This is a genomic window from Kitasatospora sp. NPDC057940 (genome assembly GCF_042887425.1).
Taxonomy (GTDB): domain Bacteria; phylum Actinomycetota; class Actinomycetes; order Streptomycetales; family Streptomycetaceae; genus Kitasatospora.
The window spans coordinates 1-16888 of record NZ_JBHVPH010000029.1 but is presented as its reverse complement, the minus strand read 5'-3'; the positions used below and the strand labels follow the sequence as shown (position 1 = coordinate 16888).

15 protein-coding genes are annotated in these 16888 nt (G+C 71.9%); 6 read left to right on the top strand and 9 right to left on the bottom strand.

The features are described from left to right. The first annotated feature begins 42 nt into the window (after window positions 1–42). Window positions 43–1215: an aminotransferase class V-fold PLP-dependent enzyme gene (locus ACFVTF_RS31585; RefSeq protein WP_371516278.1), complete on the top strand. Its 1173-nt coding sequence runs from the start codon at window positions 43–45 to the stop codon at window positions 1213–1215. Window positions 1216–1268: 53 nt separating this feature from the next. On the opposite strand, the gene ACFVTF_RS31580 is transcribed toward ACFVTF_RS31585, so the two are convergent. Then, window positions 1269–1616, bottom strand: coding sequence for an ArsR/SmtB family transcription factor (locus tag ACFVTF_RS31580; protein ID WP_387817646.1), 348 nt, complete (start codon window positions 1614–1616; stop codon window positions 1269–1271). 29 nt (window positions 1617–1645) lie between these two features. Next, entirely contained in the window at window positions 1646–2020 is a 375-nt protein-coding gene (locus ACFVTF_RS31575; protein ID WP_350877952.1) for a hypothetical protein, read from the bottom strand. Between the two features lie 355 nt (window positions 2021–2375). Between ACFVTF_RS31575 and ACFVTF_RS31570 the strand changes: the two genes are divergently transcribed. After that, entirely contained in the window at window positions 2376–5228 is a 2853-nt protein-coding gene (locus ACFVTF_RS31570) for a DEAD/DEAH box helicase (protein WP_387817688.1), read from the top strand. A gap of 591 nt (window positions 5229–5819) precedes the next feature. On the opposite strand, the gene ACFVTF_RS31565 is transcribed toward ACFVTF_RS31570, so the two are convergent. The 7 genes from ACFVTF_RS31565 to ACFVTF_RS31535 all read right to left on the bottom strand — a co-directional run bounded on the left by ACFVTF_RS31565 (window position 5820) and on the right by ACFVTF_RS31535 (window position 11800). Further along, window positions 5820–6113, bottom strand: a complete 294-nt coding sequence (locus ACFVTF_RS31565) for a hypothetical protein (RefSeq protein WP_387817645.1) — start codon at window positions 6111–6113, stop codon at window positions 5820–5822. A gap of 222 nt (window positions 6114–6335) precedes the next feature. Further along, complete coding sequence (locus ACFVTF_RS31560; RefSeq protein WP_387817644.1) at window positions 6336–6575, bottom strand: DUF397 domain-containing protein; 240 nt, start codon at window positions 6573–6575, stop codon at window positions 6336–6338. Window positions 6576–7181: 606 nt separating this feature from the next. Continuing rightward, the gene (locus ACFVTF_RS31555) at window positions 7182–8024 is read right to left on the bottom strand and encodes a helix-turn-helix domain-containing protein (protein ID WP_387817643.1); all 843 of its coding nucleotides are present in this window, start codon (window positions 8022–8024) and stop codon (window positions 7182–7184) included. Continuing rightward, window positions 8021–8773: a DUF6879 family protein gene (locus ACFVTF_RS31550; protein ID WP_387817642.1), complete on the bottom strand. Its 753-nt coding sequence runs from the start codon at window positions 8771–8773 to the stop codon at window positions 8021–8023. Before ACFVTF_RS31550 ends, ACFVTF_RS31555 begins: the two co-directional genes overlap by 4 nt. A gap of 115 nt (window positions 8774–8888) precedes the next feature. Next, the gene (locus ACFVTF_RS31545) at window positions 8889–9791 is read right to left on the bottom strand and encodes a 5'-3' exonuclease H3TH domain-containing protein (protein WP_387817687.1); all 903 of its coding nucleotides are present in this window, start codon (window positions 9789–9791) and stop codon (window positions 8889–8891) included. A gap of 58 nt (window positions 9792–9849) precedes the next feature. After that, a complete protein-coding gene (locus ACFVTF_RS31540; protein ID WP_387817641.1) occupies window positions 9850–10917 on the bottom strand; it encodes a cation diffusion facilitator family transporter in 1068 nt (355 codons plus the stop codon). A gap of 154 nt (window positions 10918–11071) precedes the next feature. Continuing rightward, entirely contained in the window at window positions 11072–11800 is a 729-nt protein-coding gene (locus ACFVTF_RS31535; protein ID WP_387817640.1) for a gamma-glutamyl-gamma-aminobutyrate hydrolase family protein, read from the bottom strand. Window positions 11801–11952: 152 nt separating this feature from the next. Here ACFVTF_RS31535 and ACFVTF_RS31530 point away from each other — a divergent pair, with 152 nt between their 5' ends. The 4 genes from ACFVTF_RS31530 (at window position 11953) to ACFVTF_RS31515 (ending at window position 16837) form a co-directional block, all read left to right on the top strand. Next, window positions 11953–13338 carry a glutamine synthetase family protein gene (locus ACFVTF_RS31530; protein ID WP_371516264.1) on the top strand — a complete coding sequence of 462 codons (1386 nt, stop codon included), beginning with the start codon at window positions 11953–11955 and terminating at the stop codon, window positions 13336–13338. Window positions 13339–13343: 5 nt separating this feature from the next. After that, on the top strand, window positions 13344–14720 hold the full coding sequence (locus ACFVTF_RS31525; protein ID WP_387817639.1) for an aldehyde dehydrogenase family protein: 1377 nt from the start codon (window positions 13344–13346) through the stop codon (window positions 14718–14720). Window positions 14721–14726: 6 nt separating this feature from the next. After that, window positions 14727–15515 (top strand): 3-oxoacyl-ACP reductase, encoded by a 789-nt coding sequence (locus ACFVTF_RS31520; protein ID WP_371516262.1) that lies wholly within the window; start codon window positions 14727–14729, stop codon window positions 15513–15515. A gap of 128 nt (window positions 15516–15643) precedes the next feature. Continuing rightward, entirely contained in the window at window positions 15644–16837 is a 1194-nt protein-coding gene (locus tag ACFVTF_RS31515; protein ID WP_387817638.1) for a DUF2510 domain-containing protein, read from the top strand. Window positions 16838–16888 lie beyond the last annotated feature (51 nt).

Genomic DNA, 16888 nt, shown 5'->3' with positions numbered 1-16888 from the left:
CCTGTCATGTGAAATGTCACACATCACAATGCGGAGGATGCCGTGATCGAGGACCTGTGGACCGCCGAACCCCCGGCCCCGCTGCCCGCGGCCGACGGGCTGTTCGGCGTCTCACCGGACGCGGCGCACCTGAACCACGGTTCGTTCGGCGCGGTGCCCGTCCCCGTGCAGCGGGCGCAGCAGCGGCTGCGCGCCGAACACGAGCTGGACCCGGACGGCTTCTTCGCCGACCTGCCGGCCCGGGTCGGCGCGGCGCGGACCAGGATCGCCGCCGACCTGGCCGTCGACCCGGACCGGCTCGCCCTGGTCTCCAACGTCACCGAGGCGGTCGCGATCGCCCTGGACACCATCCCGTTCGCGCCCGGCGACCGGATCCTGGTCACCGACCACGGCTACGGCGTGGTCACCCGGGCCGCCGAGCGCCGGGCCGCCGAGACCGGCGCCGAGGTGGTCGAGGTCGAACTGCCGCTGGACACCCCCGACGAGCAGGCCGTCCGGGAGGCGGTGCTCGCCGCCGTCGACGAGCGCGTCACCGTCGCGGTGCTGGACCAGATAACCTCGCCCACCGCCCGCCTGGTCGCCGGAGCGGGCCTGCTCGCCGACCTGCGCGAGCGCGGCGTGACCACCGTCGTGGACGGCGCCCACGCCCCCGGCATGCTGCCCGCCCCGGTCGACCCGAACGCCGACTTCTGGTTCGGCAACCTGCACAAGTGGGCCTTCGCCCCGCGCGGCACCGGCGTGCTCGCCGTCCGCCCGGAGTGGGTGGACCGGGTGCGCCCGCTCACCTTCTCCTGGGAGCACGACCGGGGCTTCCCGTGGAACGTCGAATGGCGCGGCACCTGCGACTACACGGGCTGGCTGGCCGCCCCGGCCGGGTTCGAGCTGCTGCGCGAACTCGGCCCCGAGGCGGTGGCCGCGCACAACGCCGCGCTCGCCGGGTACGGCCAGCGGATGCTCGTCGAGCGGGCCGGCCTGTCGCCGCTGCCCGCGACGCCCGGGGTCTCGATGCGCTCCGTCCGGCTGCCGGCCGGGTGCGTCGAGGCGGAGCAGGACGTGAGACCGCTGCGGGACGAGGTGTGGCAGCGGCTCGGCACCCGGATCGCGATCCGGCCGTGGGCCGGCGGCGGGGTGCTGCGGGTCAGCGCGCAGCTGTACAACCGGCCGCGGGAGTACGAGCGGCTGGCGGACGGGCTGGCCGACCTGCTGAAGGGCTGACCGGCTCGCGGGGCCGGCCTGCGCGCGCGGCTGGTCCGGGCCGGTCCGCACGGCTACTCCGGGCCGGCCCGCTCGGAGCTGGCCCGCAGCTCGGCGAGCAGCAGGTTCTGGTCGGCGAGCAGCCCGGTGAGGATGCGCCGGGCCGCTCGCAGCAGGTCGGCGACGTCGCCGCCGGCCAGCGCGTACACCACCGTGCTGCCCTCCCGGGTGGCGGTGACGATGCCGGACCGGCGCAGCACCGCGAGCTGCTGGGAGAGGCTGGAGGGTTCGACCTCCAGCTCGGCGAGCAGCCCGCGGACGGGCGTCGGTCCGGCCTGGAGCAGTTCCAGCACCCGGATCCGGACGGGATGGCCGAGCATCCGGAAGAACTCGGCCTTGGCCTGGTAGAGCGCTACCGCCACGAGTCCCCCCTTCCCTGGTGTCGGTCCGCTCAGATCTCCAGCGAGAGTTCGATCCGCTTGAGCTGGTGGCGGGCCATCGCGAGGTTGGAGCGGCCGCGGTTGAGCGCCAGGAAGAGGAAGAGGCCGCGTCCGGTGGGCGTCGTGATCGGTCGGACCATGTGGTACTGGTTGGTGAGGCTGATCAGGATGTCCTCGATCTCGTTGTCGTGCAGGTTGAGCATCTCCATCGCCCGCATCTTGGCGCGGACCACGTCGGTGTTCCCGGCGGCGGCGACGTTGAGGTCCAGTTCGCCGCCGTCGCCGAGGCTGCCGAGCGCCATGCCGCTGCCGTAGTCGACCAGGGCCACGCCGATCGCGCCGTCGATCCCCATGGCCTCTTTGAGGGACGTCTCCAGGTTCGCCATCGTCGGTGTCCTCCCGTGAGTTGGTGGCGGTCGCTCCGCCGTGGCAACGACGGTAGGGAGACCGGCGGCGGTCCACCGGAGATGACCGGAGACGTCCGAAGCTGGTCGGACTCCGATCACTTGAAGATGTTTGCAACTATGGATGTGAGAGGGAAGCGATCCCGGAATGATCCCGCGGCCGATCCCGCCGTGCGGAAGCCCCACGGAAGCCGCACGGAAGCCGCAGGGAAAGCCGTACGGAAGCCGTGGGGAAGCCGCACGGAAAGTCGCACGGAAAAACGGTGCTATCGATGTCAGTGCCGCCGGGTAACCTCTCGCTGAGATGCGAGATCACACCAACCACACCCGGACGGCGATGAACACCCCTGAGCCCCAGCCCCACGACGACCAGGAGCTCAGCCCCGCCGAGGCGTACGCGGCCAGCCGCCGCCGGGCCAAGGAGCAGGCGACCGCGCTCCACGGCTTCCAGCAGCTGTACGACTTCCCGCTGGACGACTTCCAGCTGGAGGCCTGCGAGGCGCTGGAGGCCGGCTCGGGCGTCCTGGTCGCCGCGCCCACCGGCTCGGGCAAGACCATCGTCGGCGAGTTCGCCGTGCACCTGGCCCTCCTGGGCGGCCGCAAGTGCTTCTACACCACGCCCATCAAGGCGCTGTCCAACCAGAAGTACGGCGACCTGGTCAAGCGCTACGGCGCCGCCAAGGTCGGCCTGCTCACCGGCGACAACACCGTCAACGGTGACGCCCCCGTGGTGGTCATGACCACCGAGGTGCTGCGCAACATGCTCTACGCGGGCTCCAGCACCCTCGACGGCCTCGGCTACGTCGTCATGGACGAGGTGCACTACCTCGCCGACCGCTTCCGCGGCGCCGTCTGGGAGGAGGTCATCATCCACCTCCCCGAGTCGGTCACCCTCGTCTCGCTCTCCGCGACCGTCTCCAACGCCGAGGAGTTCGGCGACTGGCTGGACACCGTGCGCGGCGGCACCCGGGTGATCGTCTCCGAGACCAGGCCCGTGCCGCTGTGGCAGCACGTGATGGCCGGCAACCGGATGTACGACCTGTTCGCCAACCCCGACCGGGACGGCCGCCCCAAGGACGGCCCGCGCAACCCCGGCAAGGCCGTCAACCCCGAGCTGGTCCGGCTCGCCCGCTCCGAACTGGACCGCAACCCGCGCGACCGGTTCGGCCGCGGCCGGGGCCGCAGCATGCCCAACGGGCGCCCCGGCCGGGTCTGGACGCCGGGCCGGGTGGACGTCATCGACCGGCTCGATGCCGAGGGGCTGCTGCCCGCGATCACCTTCATCTTCAGCCGGGCCGGCTGCGAGGCCGCCGTCCAGCAGTGCCTCAGCTCCGGCCTGCGGCTCAACAAGGACGCCGACCGCGCCGTCGTCCGGGCCTTCGTCGAGGAGCGCTGCGCCGACATCCCCGACGAGGACCTGCACGTCCTCGGCTACTTCGAGTGGCTGGACGGGCTGGAGCGCGGCATCGCCGCCCACCACGCCGGGATGCTGCCGCGGTTCAAGGAGGTGGTCGAGGAGCTGTTCGTGAAGGGCCTGGTCAAGGCCGTCTTCGCGACCGAGACCCTGGCCCTCGGCATCAACATGCCCGCCCGCTCGGTGGTCATGGAGAAGCTGGTCAAGTGGAACGGCGAGACCCACGCCGACATCACCCCCGGCGAGTACACCCAGCTCACCGGCCGGGCCGGGCGCCGAGGCATCGACGTCGAGGGCCACGCCGTGGTGCTCTGGCAGCGCGGACTCGACCCGGAGGCGCTGGCCGGCCTGGCCGGCACCCGCACCTACCCGCTCAAGTCCTCGTTCCGGCCGTCCTACAACATGGCCGTCAACCTGGTCTCCCAGTTCGGCCGGCACCGCTCGCGCGAACTGCTGGAAACCTCCTTCGCCCAGTTCCAGGCCGACCGCTCGGTGGTCGGCATCGCCCGCCAGGTCCAGCGCAACGAGGAGGGGCTGGAGGGCTACCGCGAGTCGATGACCTGCCACCTCGGCGACTTCGACGCGTACATGGACCTGCGCCGCCGGCTCAAGGACCGCGAGAACGAACTCGCCCGCGAGGGCAGCAGCCAGCGCCGCGCGGCCGCCGTCGAGTCGATCGAGCACCTCAAGCCGGGCGACGTCATCCACGTCCCCACCGGCAAGTTCGCCGGCCTCGCCCTCGTGCTCGACCCGGGCCTGCCGCCGGTCAGCCGCAACGGCCGGGTCGGCCGCCACCCCGACTTCCAGGACGGGCCCCGCCCGGTGGTGCTCACCGCCGAGCGGCAGGTCAAGCGGCTCGCCATGATCGACTTCCCGTACCCGGTCGCCGCCGTCGAGCGGGTGCGCATCCCCAAGTCCTTCAACCCGCGCAGCCCGCAGTCCCGCCGCGACCTCGCCTCCGCGCTGCGCACCAAGGCCGGCCACCTCGAACCCGAGCGGTTCCGCCGGGGCCGCGCGGCCGCCGCCGACGACCAGGAGATCACCCGGCTGCGCACCGAACTGCGCCAGCACCCCTGCCACGGCTGCGACGAGCGCGAGGACCACGCCCGCTGGGCCGAGCGCTACCACCGCCTGCACCGCGACACCGAGGTGCTGGAACGCCGGATGCGCTCCCGCACCCACACCATCGCCCGCACCTTCGACCGGGTCTGCGGGCTGCTCACCGACCTCGGCTACCTGAGCGGCGACACCGTCACCGACGACGGCAAGCGCCTCGGCCGGCTCTACGGCGAACTCGACCTGCTCGCCTCCGAGTGCATCCGCGAAGGCGTCTGGAGCGGCCTGGACGCCGCCGAACTCGCCGCCTGCGCCTCGGCGTTGGTCTACGAGGCGCGCCAGTCCGACGACGCCGCCGCCCCCCGGGTGCCGGAGGGCGCGGCCAAGGAGGCGCTCGGCCAGATGGTCCGGATCTGGGGCCACCTGGACGCCCTGGAGGAGCAGCACCGGATCAACACCGCCGAGGGCGTCGGCCAGCGCGAGCCCGACCTCGGCTTCGCCTGGGCCGCCCACCGCTGGGCCCTCGGCCACAGCCTGGACCAGGTGCTGCGCGACGCCGACATGCCGGCCGGCGACTTCGTCCGCTGGACCAAGCAACTGATCGACGTCCTCGGCCAGATCCAGGACGCGGCCGGCGAGGACGCCGAACTGCGCCGGACGGCCCGCAAGGCCGTCGACGGCCTGCGCCGCGGCATCATCGCCTACTCCTCGGTGGGCTGACCACCGAACACCAGGGGGCCCGCCCGTTCGACACCGAACGCGCGGGCCCCTTCGCATGGTTGCTCAGCCGTCCACCGGTGGCCCCCTGGTGATGACTTGGGTGGAAGCCGCCAGGCCTGCGGCCCTTGGCGGCTTCCGCCCCCCGCCCCCCGCCCCCCACCCCCCACCCCCGTGTGGCTTCGGCTTCGCCTCGCCGCTGGGGCTTCCCGCGCAGAGGCATGCTGATGGCAGAAGCGAGATTCCAAGTCGGTGCCGCTTCGGCGGGGCCGAAGCGGCACCGGAATTGTCAGCGGCTGCATGGGAAGTCGATCAGGTCGACTTCTCGTGGAGGAGAGGCAGCCGAAACGAGCCGGGCGATGCCGATGGTCAGGGCGTGGGAGGTGCCGGGGCGAAGTAGTCACGGAGCATCTCCGTGGTCCATGCGGGCTGGCGTACTTCTCCGCGTGGAGTGATAGTCGGCGCTCCGGGCGAGTACGGCAGAGTCGGTGAGTAGGCCGTGCGGGATGTGCCAGTCACGCATCTCGCTTGCCCCGAACTCTCGGCAGGGGAACTGGCTCGACCATTGTGGAGCCGACAGTTGGGTTCTTGCGGTCAGCGGCGCTGCAACGGGCACGGTGGGGGTGTCTCGTCGGTCGGGTTGAAGGTTCGGGGGCATGACACGGCCGAGACCGCTCGGAGTTGCTGGCCTGGGGTCCAGTACGTCCACACCACGTCGTGGGGGAACGTGTCGAGGAAGGTCCAGGCTCGTTCCAGCCGGGTCGTCGGGTCAAGGTCGGTCTCCAGCGCCGGGGAGTCGGCGAGCTGATTGCCCAGCCACTCCAGCGCCTCGGCCGGGTCGTTCGTCGTGAGCTTGATCTGCGCCGTCGACTTGGCGAGCCAGTGCATGACCTCCAGCGGCGGAAGGGGGCTCGACCACTCGGGTCTCACGCCGTTCTGCCCTGTGGCGGGTCGTCGTTCGGAGTCGTCCGGTCGTCTGTTGCCTGCCCAGGCGTAGCAATGCCAGTGCAGGCCGGGCCTATTCCAGTGATCCATGAGCGCCCTGCCATGATGAGGAACGGGCCCCGTTCCCAGTTGCGTTGGGAGCGGGGCCCGCCTTCGCGGTGTGTGTCAGGCGATGGTGGTGAAGCGGTTCGGGTCGATGCCCGCCGCGCCCAACTCCGCTGTGGTGAAGCGGAGCTCCCGGTTGGGGGCCTTGGTGTCGCCCATGACCCAGAGGCCGCCGGCCACGCCGGGCACCTCTCGGAGGGTCATGCACGACTCGCCGTCGTCGCCCCCGCCCTGGTTCCCACCGCAGGCTTTGTAGGCGGCGGATCCGACCGGGATGTCGATCTCGTACAGGTCGCTCATGGTGCTGCCTTCCTGTTCGATGCTTGAGGGGAATCCGTCCCCGCGCGGTTGTGCACCCGCAGCCGCCCGGGCTTCCGAACGGCCGGCTGTGGGAGTCTCGGGCCCACCCTGCGTCAGCGGTACGGGTGGTTGGTCTCGCGCGTCCGGGCCGTCAGCCCCGTTCGCCACCGACGATTCCCGGGGCGTCACTCGTCACCCGGTGCCATCCGGGCTCAGACACTCTCCGGATTCTTCGTGCCGTAGGCGCAGCCCCCGCGCGTTCGCCAGCTTGGAGAGGTCCAGGCCCTCCGGGCTCTTGGAGGACTCCCGCTCCATGGCGTCGAACCATTGGCAGGACGGGCACTTGTCCGCTTCGACGGTGGGTCGGCCGGGCTCGCGTAGAGCGATTTCACGCAAGGACATCGCCGACCGCCTTCCAGCGCTGCTGGTTGGCATCGACGCTCACTCCGATGTGTGAACCAGTCGTCAACCGCTGCGAGTTCGTGATCATCACTCAACTCTCGTGCCGATCAAAGCCATCGGCAGGACGTTAAGCGGTCGAGATTCGCTGGCGGGAGCATGATTCTCGAATATTCCAGCCCTGGCAGCTGGGGTGCGTGGGAATTCTCAGGCAGAGCCGAGTGCCCTGCGGCAGCGCGTGATGATGCGGTGGGCGTCCGGTCCGTAGACGGCCGCGCCGGCCAGCGTCTCCCACGCACGCAGGTACAGCGATACGTTGTCGGGCTGGTCCAGCCACAGCTCCGCGTGCCAGTCCTCGACGATGACAAGCCGTTCGTCATAGATCCAGAAGCCGTTGGCAGGAGGCAACTTGAGCGAGGCTTCGAACGGCACGATGCCCAAGGAGACGGTATCCAGTCCGACCACACCGCTGAGTCGGTCGAGTTGCGCGGCCAGCACGGTCGGTGGGCACACCAGGGCGCGTAGTGCGGATTCCCACATGACGATGTGGTACCGCTTGCCTGGCCGGTACAGGCTTTCCTGACGCTGGATGCGGGCTCGAACGGCGTCCTCTACATCGCGCGGTGACTGGTGGAGGTCTACGTACGCGCTGAAGATGTGCCGGGCGTAGTCGGCCGTCTGGAGCATGCCGACGATCATGGAATTCTGCCACGCGCGCATGACGCGTGAACGCTCGTGCTCGGCGGTCAGCGTGTCCTGCACCGGTTTGTGCCCGGCGGCCAACTGTCGTCGCCAGGTGCGGGTCCCCGACTCGAAGGCCCGCAGCCTGGCCGACAGCTCGGGTGCTGTGTGGGGTTGTCCGACGCCGTCGGCCCAGGCCTTGAGGTCCTCGTGGGTGGCCGTCTGTCGGCCGGTCTCCAGCTTGCTGACCTTGGATTGCGTCCAGCCCAGACGGTCGGCCAGCTGCCTGCCTGTGAGGCCGCCCTCGGCGCGCAGCTCACGGAGCCGCAGACCGAGGGCGATTCTTGCCTGTTGGAAGTCGGTGCTCACACGGCGGACGGTACCTCAGCGCCGAATTCACGGCTCGGCGTGGCGAAGTGCCAGGCAGCGTCCCGCACCTGGCAGGCGCGGGCCACCTGCGCAGGGTCGGTGATCAGTTCGATGCCGGTCAGGTCGTCGTCGGTGTCGAAGTGCAGCAGGGCGATGACGCGCGAGTCGAACAGCCAGGCGTCCTCCTGCGGAAGGTCCAGGCGTTCGGCGTCGGCCCGCCAGAGGTACCGGATGTCCTCGCCGACGGCGTTGTTCCGTTCGGCGTTGTCGAGCAGGTACCGCTGCCCCGGGGTGGGCGGGTTGTCCATGATCCGCACCCGCTCGAACCGCTTGCCCAGGGCGGCCTGTTCGCGGCGCGAGCGGCACCAGGGGTCGTCCAGGTCCCATCCGGGCGCCAGCCCGGCAGCGAACCGGCGGTAGGTTTCGGTCTGTTCGTCGGAGCGGTACCGGCGGCGGGTCTCCAGCCGGAAGGCCGTGTGCTGGAAGCTCTTGAACATGTTCTCGAACTCTTCGTAGCCGATCAGCACGGGTGCTCGGTCCACGTCGCGCGGCGCGAAGTCGGCGAGCAGCGCGCGCGGCACGATCACGAACCCTTCGCCGGGCTTGATGTTGCGGAGCTGGGCGATCTCGTCGGGGTCGGTCACGACATCGCCCTGCACCAACACCTCCCCGGTTTCGACGTCCTCGTAGAGCGTCGGGCATCCGTCGTTCCCTGAGGTGCTCCCGATGTACCGCAGTCGTCGGCTCACAGCCGCTCCCCTCGCCGTCGGTCAGGCGGAACCAGGATGCCCGGGGACCAACGCGAGGGGAGTGCCGATTCGCGAATATTCGCCTGGGGCAGCGAAAGGCCCCACCGCGTGGTGCTCAGCGGGTGGCGAGGGATTCGAGGAGGCGGTCCAGGGAGGTGCCGAGGCCCCAGCGGGTGGCGAGGTCTTCGAGGGTCATCGGGTCGAGCGGTTCGTGGGGGAGGGCCGGGTCGAAGGGGGGGAGGGGGGCGTCGGGGGCGACGCGGACGACGGTGGGGGCGACGTCGAGGTAGGCGGCGCCTTCGACGAGGTTGCGGCGGCGGGCCGGGGTGAGCTTGGAGGAGAGGTCGAGGGCGGCGGCGCGGATGGTGGTGAGGTCGCCGTACTCGTTGATGAGCTGGGCGGCGGTCTTCTCGCCGATGCCCTTGACGCCGGGCAGGCCGTCGCTCGGGTCCCCGCGCAGGGCGGCCATGTCGGCGTACTGGGCGCCGCGCACGCCGTACTTCTCCAGGAGCAGCGCGTCGTCGGTGATCTGCAGGTTGCCCATGCCCTTGACCGGGTAGAGCACGGTGATCCCGCGGGCGTCGTCGACCAGTTGGAACAGGTCGCGGTCGCCGGTGACGATCTGCACGGGGCCCTCGGCGCGGGCGGTGAGGGTGCCGATCACGTCGTCGGCCTCGTAGCCGGGGGAGCCGACGCGGGCGATGCCGAGCGCGTCCAGCACCTGTTCGATCACCGGGACCTGCGGGGCCAGCGTGTCGGGCACCTCCTCCTCGCCGTCCTGGGCCGCCTCGGCGACCCGGTGGGTCTTGTACGAGGGGAGGAGGTCCACCCGCCACTGCGGGCGCCAGTCGGCGTCCATGCAGGCGACGAGCTGGTCGGGGCGGTGGTCGTGGACCAGCCGGGCGATGAAGTCCAGCAGGCCGCGGACGGCGTTGACGGGTTCGCCCTGCGGGGAGCGCAGGGTGTCCGGCACGCCGTAGTAGGCCCGGAAGTACAGGCTGGCGGAGTCGAGGAGCATCAGTCGCGGTGCGGTCACGTGTCAGATCATGCCGCACCGCGACGACAGGAGGGCGGCTTCAGTGCTCGTGCGGGCCGGCGCGGTGGACCGGGCCGTGCGCGTCGGCGCAGTGTTCGGCGGGCTGTTCGCCGGGGGCGGCGATCTGGAGCAGGGCGCCGGCCTCGTCCTCGCCGACGTGGTCGACCTGGAGCGTGCTGTGGGTGATGCCGTACTCGTCGGCGAGTCCGCGCTGGAGCTCGCGCCGGACGGCGTGGCAGTCGCCGCCGGGGGTGACCAGGATGTGCGCGGACAGGGCCGGCTGGTTGGAGGTGATCTCCCAGATGTGCAGGTCGTGGATCTCCTCGACCAGCGGCTGGGCGACCATCCGGTCGGCCACCGCGTCCGGGTCGATGCCGGCCGGGGCGGCCTCCAGGAAGATCCGCCCGGAGTCGCGGACCAGGCCGATGCCGGCCTTGAGCATCAGCGCGACCACGATCAGCGAGGCGATCGCGTCGGCCCGGACGAAGCCGGTGGTCAGCATGACGGCGCCGGCGACGGCGGTGGCGATGAACGCGTACAGGTCGGTGAGCACGTGCTGGAAGGCGCCCTCGACGTTCAGCGAGCTGCGGTTGGCCTTCGACATGCACCAGGCGGCGGCCAGGTTGACCACGACCCCGATCAGCGCGGTGACCAGCACCAGCGAGCCGGCGACCTCCGGCGGTTCGAACAGCCGGGTGACGGCCTCGTAGCCCAGCCAGGCGGACAGCACCAGCAGGGTGACGCCGTTGGCCTGGGCGGACAGGATCTCGGCGCGCTTGAGGCCGTAGGTGTAGCCGCCGCGGGCCGGGCGGGCGGCGAGGCGCATCGCGACCAGCGCGAGGACGATCGAGGCGGCGTCGGTGAGCATGTGCGCCGCGTCGGAGATCAGGGCCAGGGACTTCGCGGCGAAGCCGACGACGACCTCGCCGGCCATGAAGACGACGATGAGCGTGAGGGCGCCGAGCAGCCAGCGGCGGTCGGCGTCGGCGGCGACACCGTGCGAGTGTCCGCCGTGCCCGCCGTGTCCGCCGTGCCGGTGTCCGCCGTGGTCGTGCGCCTGCTTGTGGTCATGCGCATGATCAGTGTGGGAATGCTCGTGCCCGGCCATCGAAGTCCTCTCTGGACGCACGGGTGGGGAGGGGAGGGGCGCGATCGCCCTGCACCCGAAGTGAACCGCAGAACGGACAAAGATCCAAAGGCTGTACTGGTGACCGTTGTCGTTGCCGTTGAGCGGTCGTTCCGAGGGGGCGGGCGCGCCCCGGCTACCCGATCAGCGCGGTGTCCAACTGCGCCGCGGTGGCCGCCCGCACCAGGGCCCGCATCACCCGCAGGTCGTCCCCCTGCTCCGGGTGCCACTGCACGCCCAGGGTGAAGCCCGGGCCCTCGACCGCCTCGACCGTCCCGTCCGGCGCGTGGGCCGAGACCCGCAGGCCCGCCCCGACCCGGTCGACGGCCTGGTGGTGGAAGGTCGGCACCTCCACCTCGCTCTCCGGCAGCAGCCCGCCGAGCAGCGTCCCCGGCACCGGCCGCACCAGGTGCGTCCCGTAACCGCCGCCCGCGCCGCCGTGGACGTCCACCGGCACGACGTCCGGCAGGTGCTGGACGAGGGTCCCGCCGCAGACGACGTTGAGCACCTGCATGCCCCGGCAGATCCCCAGCAGCGGCATCCCGGCCGCCAGGGCCGCCCGCAGCAGGGCCGACTCCCACCGGTCCCGTTCGGGGGAGTCGACCTCGGTGCGGGGGTGGGCGGGCTGACCGTAGTAGGCGGGGTCGATGTCGGGCCCGCCCGCGATGACGAGGGCGTCGAGCCGGGCGAGCACCTCGGGTGCGCGGTCGGGGGAGTCGGGCGGGAGCAGCACCGCGATCCCGCCGGACTCCTGGACGTACGCGGTGTACCGCTCGGGCACCAGGGCCACCCGGCGGCCCTGCCAGTTGCTCCAACTCGCGTCGACCAGGTAGGTGCTGACGCCGATGAAAGGCCTGCGATCCATGGCGGGCATTCTCCACCCGCACCGCCTGATCCACCGTCAACCACGCATGTCGGCGCGCCACACCCGCCCGCCCTCTTCCGCGCCGTCCGCCGCAGGCCGTACGGTTCGCTGTGACCGTTCGAACTCGAAGAGTGATCGTGGAGGGTTCCGTCATGCCCGAGAACGCCGCCGCGGGCGTGCCGCCCCGGGCGCCGCTGACCCTGGACGAACTGCGCATGCTGGTGGACACCGGCGAGGTCCACACCGTGGCGCTGGCGTTCACGGACATGCAGGGGCGCCTGCAGGGCAAGCGCTTCGCCGCCCGCTTCTTCCTGGACGAGGTGGTCGAGCACGGCGCCGAGGCCTGCGACTACCTGCTCGCCGTGGACGTCGACCTGAACACCGTCGACGGCTACGCCTTCTCCTCCTGGGCCACCGGCTACGGCGACTTCGCGATGCGCCCCGACCTCGGCACCCTGCGGCTGACCCCCTGGCAGCCGGGCACCGCGCAGGTGACCGCGGACCTGGCCCGGCACGGCGGCCACCCGGTGGACGCGGCCCCCCGCCAGCTGCTGCGCCGCCAGATCGCGCGCCTGGCGGAGTACGGGCTGGCCGCCGACATCGGGACCGAGCTGGAGTTCCTGGTGTTCCGGGACACCTACGAGCAGGCCTGGCTGGGCGGTTACCGCGGCCTGACGCCGGCGAACCTGTACAACGTGGACTACTCGATGCTGGGCACCGCCCGGGTCGAGCCGCTGCTGTCCCGGATCCGCAACGAGATGGCGGGCGCCGGGCTGGTGGTGGAGTCCGCCAAGGGCGAGTGCAACCTCGGCCAGCACGAGATCGCCTTCCGCTACGCGGACGCGCTGACCACCTGCGACCAGCACAGCGTCTACAAGACGGGCGCGAAGGAGATCGCCGCGCAGCAGGGGTGCGCGCTGACCTTCATGGCCAAGTACAACGAGCGCGAGGGCAACAGCTGCCACATCCACCTGTCGCTGCGCGACGCGGTGGGCGCGCCGGCCTTCGCCGACCGGGACGGCCGGATGACCGACACCATGCGGCACTTCCTGGCCGGCCAGCTGACGGCGCTGCGCGAGTTCAGCCTGCTGTACGCGCCGAACATCAACTCCTACAAGCGCTACCGCCAGGGCTCGTTCGCCCCGACGGCGGTGGCCTGGGGCCGGGACAACCGGACCTGCGCCTACCGGGTGGTCGGCCACGGCCCGGGCCTGCGGATGGAGAACCGGGTGCCGGGCGGGGACGTCAACCCGTACCTGGCGGTGGCCGGGATGATCGCGGCCGGCCTGCACGGGCTGCAGCGGAAGCTGGAGCTGCCGGCGCCGTGCCTGGGCAACGCCTACGCCGTCGAGGAGTACGCCCGGGTGCCCGGTTCGCTGCGCGAGGCCGCGGAGTTGTGGTCGGACAGCGAGCTGGCCCGGGTGGCCTTCGGCGACGACGTGGTCGAGCACTACCTGAACATGGCCCGGGTGGAGCAGTGCGCCTTCGACGGCACCGTCACCGACTGGGAGCGTTACCGATCCTTCGAACGGATGTGAGGCCGATGACCGACCCCACCGACCCCACCGTCAGCACCGTCCGCAATCCCGCCACCGGCGAGGTGCTCGCCACCGTCCCGGACACCACCGCGGGGCAGGTGGACGCGGCGGTCCAGCGCGCGTCGAAGGCCCAGCCGGCCTGGGCGGCGCTGGCACCGGGCGAACGGGCCCGGCTGCTGCGCCGGTTCGCCGACCAGGTCGAGGTACACGTGCCGGAACTGGCCGCACTGGAGGTGCGCGAGGCCGGCCACACCGTGGCCAACGCCCGCTGGGAGGCCGGCAACGTCCGGGACCTGCTGGAGTACGCGGCCGGGGGAGTGGAACGCCTGGCCGGCCGCCAGATCCCGGTGGCCGGCGGCCTGGACGTGACCTTCCACGAACCGGTCGGCGTGGTCGGGGTGATCGCGCCGTGGAACTTCCCGATGCCGATCGCCGCCTGGGGCTTCGCGCCGGCCCTGGCGGCGGGCAACGCCGTCCTGCTCAAGCCCGCCGAGGCGACCCCGCTCACCGCGCTGCGGCTGGCCGAACTCGCCCTGGCGGCAGGGCTGCCCGAGGGCCTGTTCCAGGTGCTGCCCGGCCCGGGCGGGACGACCGGCCGGGCCCTGGTGGACCACCCGGCGGTCCGCAAGATCGTCTTCACCGGCTCGACCGTGGTCGGCAAGGAGGTGGCCGCCCGCTGCGCGGCCCGGGCCAAGCGGGTCACCCTGGAGCTGGGCGGCAAGAGCCCCAGCATCGTCTTCGCCGACGCCGACCTCGCCCGCGCCGCGGACCCGATGTCCTTCGCCGACAACAGCGGCCAGGACTGCTGCGCCCGCAGCCGGATCCTGGTCCAACGCGAGGCGTACGACGACTTCCTGGCGCTGCTGCTGCCCGCCGTCGAGGCGCTGCGCACCGGCGACCCGGCGGACCCGGAGACCCGGCTGGGCCCGCTGATCTCGGCCGCCCAGGTGCGCCGGGTCGCCTCCTACGTCACCCCGGACCTGCCGGTGCTGGCCCGCGGCGCGGTGCCGGACGGGCCCGGCTACTGGTACCCGCCGACGGTGCTCGCGCCGACCGACCCGGAGGTGCCGGCGGTCACCGAGGAGATCTTCGGCCCGGTCGCCGCCGTGCTGCCGTTCACCGACGAGGCGGACGCGCTGCGGCTGGCCAACGCCACCCGCTACGGCCTGTCCGGCTCGATCTGGACCAGGGACCTCGGCCGGGCGCTGCGGCTGGCCCGCGGCGTCGCGGCGGGCAACCTGTCGGTCAACTCGCACTCCTCGGTGCGGTACTGGACGCCGTTCGGCGGCTACGGCGAGTCCGGGGTCGGCCGGGAGCTGGGGCCGGACGCGCTGCGCCACTTCACCGAGACCAAGAACGTCTTCATCCACAGCGAGGAGTAGCAGCCGATGACGGAGAACGACGCCCCGGTGTGCCGCCGCCTGGTCGGCCGCACCGCCGTGGTCACCGGCGCCGGCAGCGGGATCGGCCTGGCGGCCGCCCGCCGGCTCGCCTCGGAGGGCGCGAAGGTGGTCTGCGCGGACCTGGACGAGCAGTCCGGGCGGGCGGCCGCCAAGGAGGTCGGCGGCCTGTTCGTGCACACCGACGTCACCGACCCGTACATGGTCGAGGCGCTGTTCGACGAGGCGTACGAGACGTACGGGAGCGTGGACGTCGCGTTCAACAACGCGGGCATCTCGCCGCCGGAGGACGACTCGATCCTGACCACCGGCCTGGACGCCTGGCGCAAGGTCCAGGACGTCAACCTGACCTCGGTGTTCCTGTGCTGCAAGGCCGCGCTGCCGTACATGCGGCGGCACGGGCGGGGCTCGATCATCAACACGGCCAGCTTCGTGGCCCGGATGGGCGCGGCCACCTCGCAGATCTCGTACACCGCCTCCAAGGGCGGGGTGCTGGCGATGTCCCGGGAACTGGGCGTGCAGTTCGCCCGGGAGGGGATCCGGGTGAACGCGCTGTCACCGGGGCCGGTGGACACCCCGCTGCTGCGGGAGCTGTTCGCCACGGACCCGGAACGGGCGGCCCGCCGGCTGGTGCACATCCCGCTGGGCCGGTTCGCCCGGGCCGAGGAGATCGCCGCCGCGGTGGCCTTCCTGGCGAGCGACGACTCGTCCTTCATCACGGCGAGCGAGTTCCTGGTGGACGGCGGCATCTCGGGCGCCTACGTGACCCCGCTGTAGCCCCGGGCGGGCGCGGCGGTCCTGAGCGTGCCCGACACGGCCCTTCTCACCGTAATCTCATCGAAAACCACCGGAATTCGAGGCCGCGCTGATTTCGCGTTTATCCGCGTGCCTTTAGATTCTCTGTTGTGAGCGAGCAGATTCCCGCCGGGTGGTACCCGGACCCGAAGGACACCGGCGGCGACCCGAGGCCGCAGCGCTGGTGGGACGGCAGGGGTTGGACGGCCAGCACCCGGCCCGCACCCTCGGACGCCCCGGAGCCGGTGCCCCCGGCGGCCGGGGCTCCGGGGCCGGTGCCGGCCGACGAGCCCACGGTGCTGCAGGGCGAGGTGCTGGACAGCGGGCTGACCGTCCGCTACCCGGAGCCGCCGCCCTTCGGCACCGCCTACGGCCACGAGGCGCCGCCGCGCAAGCCCCGGCGCCGGCCGTCCCCGATGGTGGTCGCCGCCACCGTCGCGGCGCTGCTCGGCCTGGGCGCCGGCTCCGGGATCACCTACCTGGCGATGGACGGCCACAGCGACAACCGCCCGCAGCGCAGTGCCCGGCAGGCCGTGCCGAACGGCGAGAACGGCCCCTGGAACGGCTTCCCGGGCCTCGGCGGCAACGGGAACGGCGGGAACGGGAACGGGAACGGCAACAACGGGAACGGCAACAACGGGAACGGCGGCAACAACAACGGCAGCGGCGACGGCAGCAACGGGACCGGTGGCAACGGCGGGCCCGGTGGGAGCGGCGGCAACAACGGCGGCAGCGGCAAGACCAGGCCCGGCGGCGGGCCCGCGATCGACCTGGTGAACGGGCTCACCCTGCCCGTCCCCTCCGGCTGGCAGGGCGGCTACACCCCCGACGGCTACGCCTCGGTCGTCGTCGGCTCGTACCAGTGTCCGGACGGCAACGGCTCGTGCAGCCTCGGCGGGGTGACCACCGGCCGGATCGACGGCGGCGGCACCGACGTCCAGGCGGCCGCCAAGGCCGACATCGAGAAGGCGGCCAAGGACTCGTACGGCGCCATCACCGGGCACCAGGAGCTGAAGTCCGAGGCGGTCAAGGTCAACGGCCAGGACGGCTACCTGGTCCGCTGGAAGGTCGACGCTCCCAAGGGCAACAACGGCTACGTGCAGACGGTGGTCTTCCCGTCCACCGACGGCAAGGCGCTGATCTCCGTGCACTTCGGCTTCGACATCGCCGACAAGGCGCCGGACCTCGGCCTGATGGACACCATCGTCAACGGCATCGCCGACTTCAAGGGCAAGCTGCCGTCCATCCCGGGCGGCGGGCTCCCCGGCGGCGCCACCGGTGGCACCGGCGGCACCAGCACCTGAGCCACCCGCTCCTCACACGGCGGCGGCCCACCCGGAGACACTCTCCGGGTG

What these genes read in the sequence shown, in the direction of transcription:
- ACFVTF_RS31575 (WP_350877952.1), bottom strand. Translation starts at nt 2,020, where the DNA reads ATGGCGAACCTGGAGACGTCCCTCAAAGAGGCCATGGGGATCGACGGC.
- ACFVTF_RS31560 (WP_387817644.1), bottom strand. Translation starts at nt 6,575, where the DNA reads ATGAGCGACCTGTACGAGATCGACATCCCGGTCGGATCCGCCGCCTAC.
- ACFVTF_RS31525 (WP_387817639.1), top strand. Translation starts at nt 13,344, where the DNA reads ATGACCGACCCCACCGACCCCACCGTCAGCACCGTCCGCAATCCCGCC.
- ACFVTF_RS31530 (WP_371516264.1), top strand. Translation starts at nt 11,953, where the DNA reads ATGCCCGAGAACGCCGCCGCGGGCGTGCCGCCCCGGGCGCCGCTGACC.
- ACFVTF_RS31540 (WP_387817641.1), bottom strand. Translation starts at nt 10,917, where the DNA reads ATGGCCGGGCACGAGCATTCCCACACTGATCATGCGCATGACCACAAG.
- ACFVTF_RS31570 (WP_387817688.1), top strand. Translation starts at nt 2,376, where the DNA reads ATGAACACCCCTGAGCCCCAGCCCCACGACGACCAGGAGCTCAGCCCC.
- ACFVTF_RS31565 (WP_387817645.1), bottom strand. Translation starts at nt 6,113, where the DNA reads ATGCACTGGCTCGCCAAGTCGACGGCGCAGATCAAGCTCACGACGAAC.
- ACFVTF_RS31535 (WP_387817640.1), bottom strand. Translation starts at nt 11,800, where the DNA reads ATGGATCGCAGGCCTTTCATCGGCGTCAGCACCTACCTGGTCGACGCG.
- ACFVTF_RS31545 (WP_387817687.1), bottom strand. Translation starts at nt 9,791, where the DNA reads ATGCTCCTCGACTCCGCCAGCCTGTACTTCCGGGCCTACTACGGCGTG.
- ACFVTF_RS31520 (WP_371516262.1), top strand. Translation starts at nt 14,727, where the DNA reads ATGACGGAGAACGACGCCCCGGTGTGCCGCCGCCTGGTCGGCCGCACC.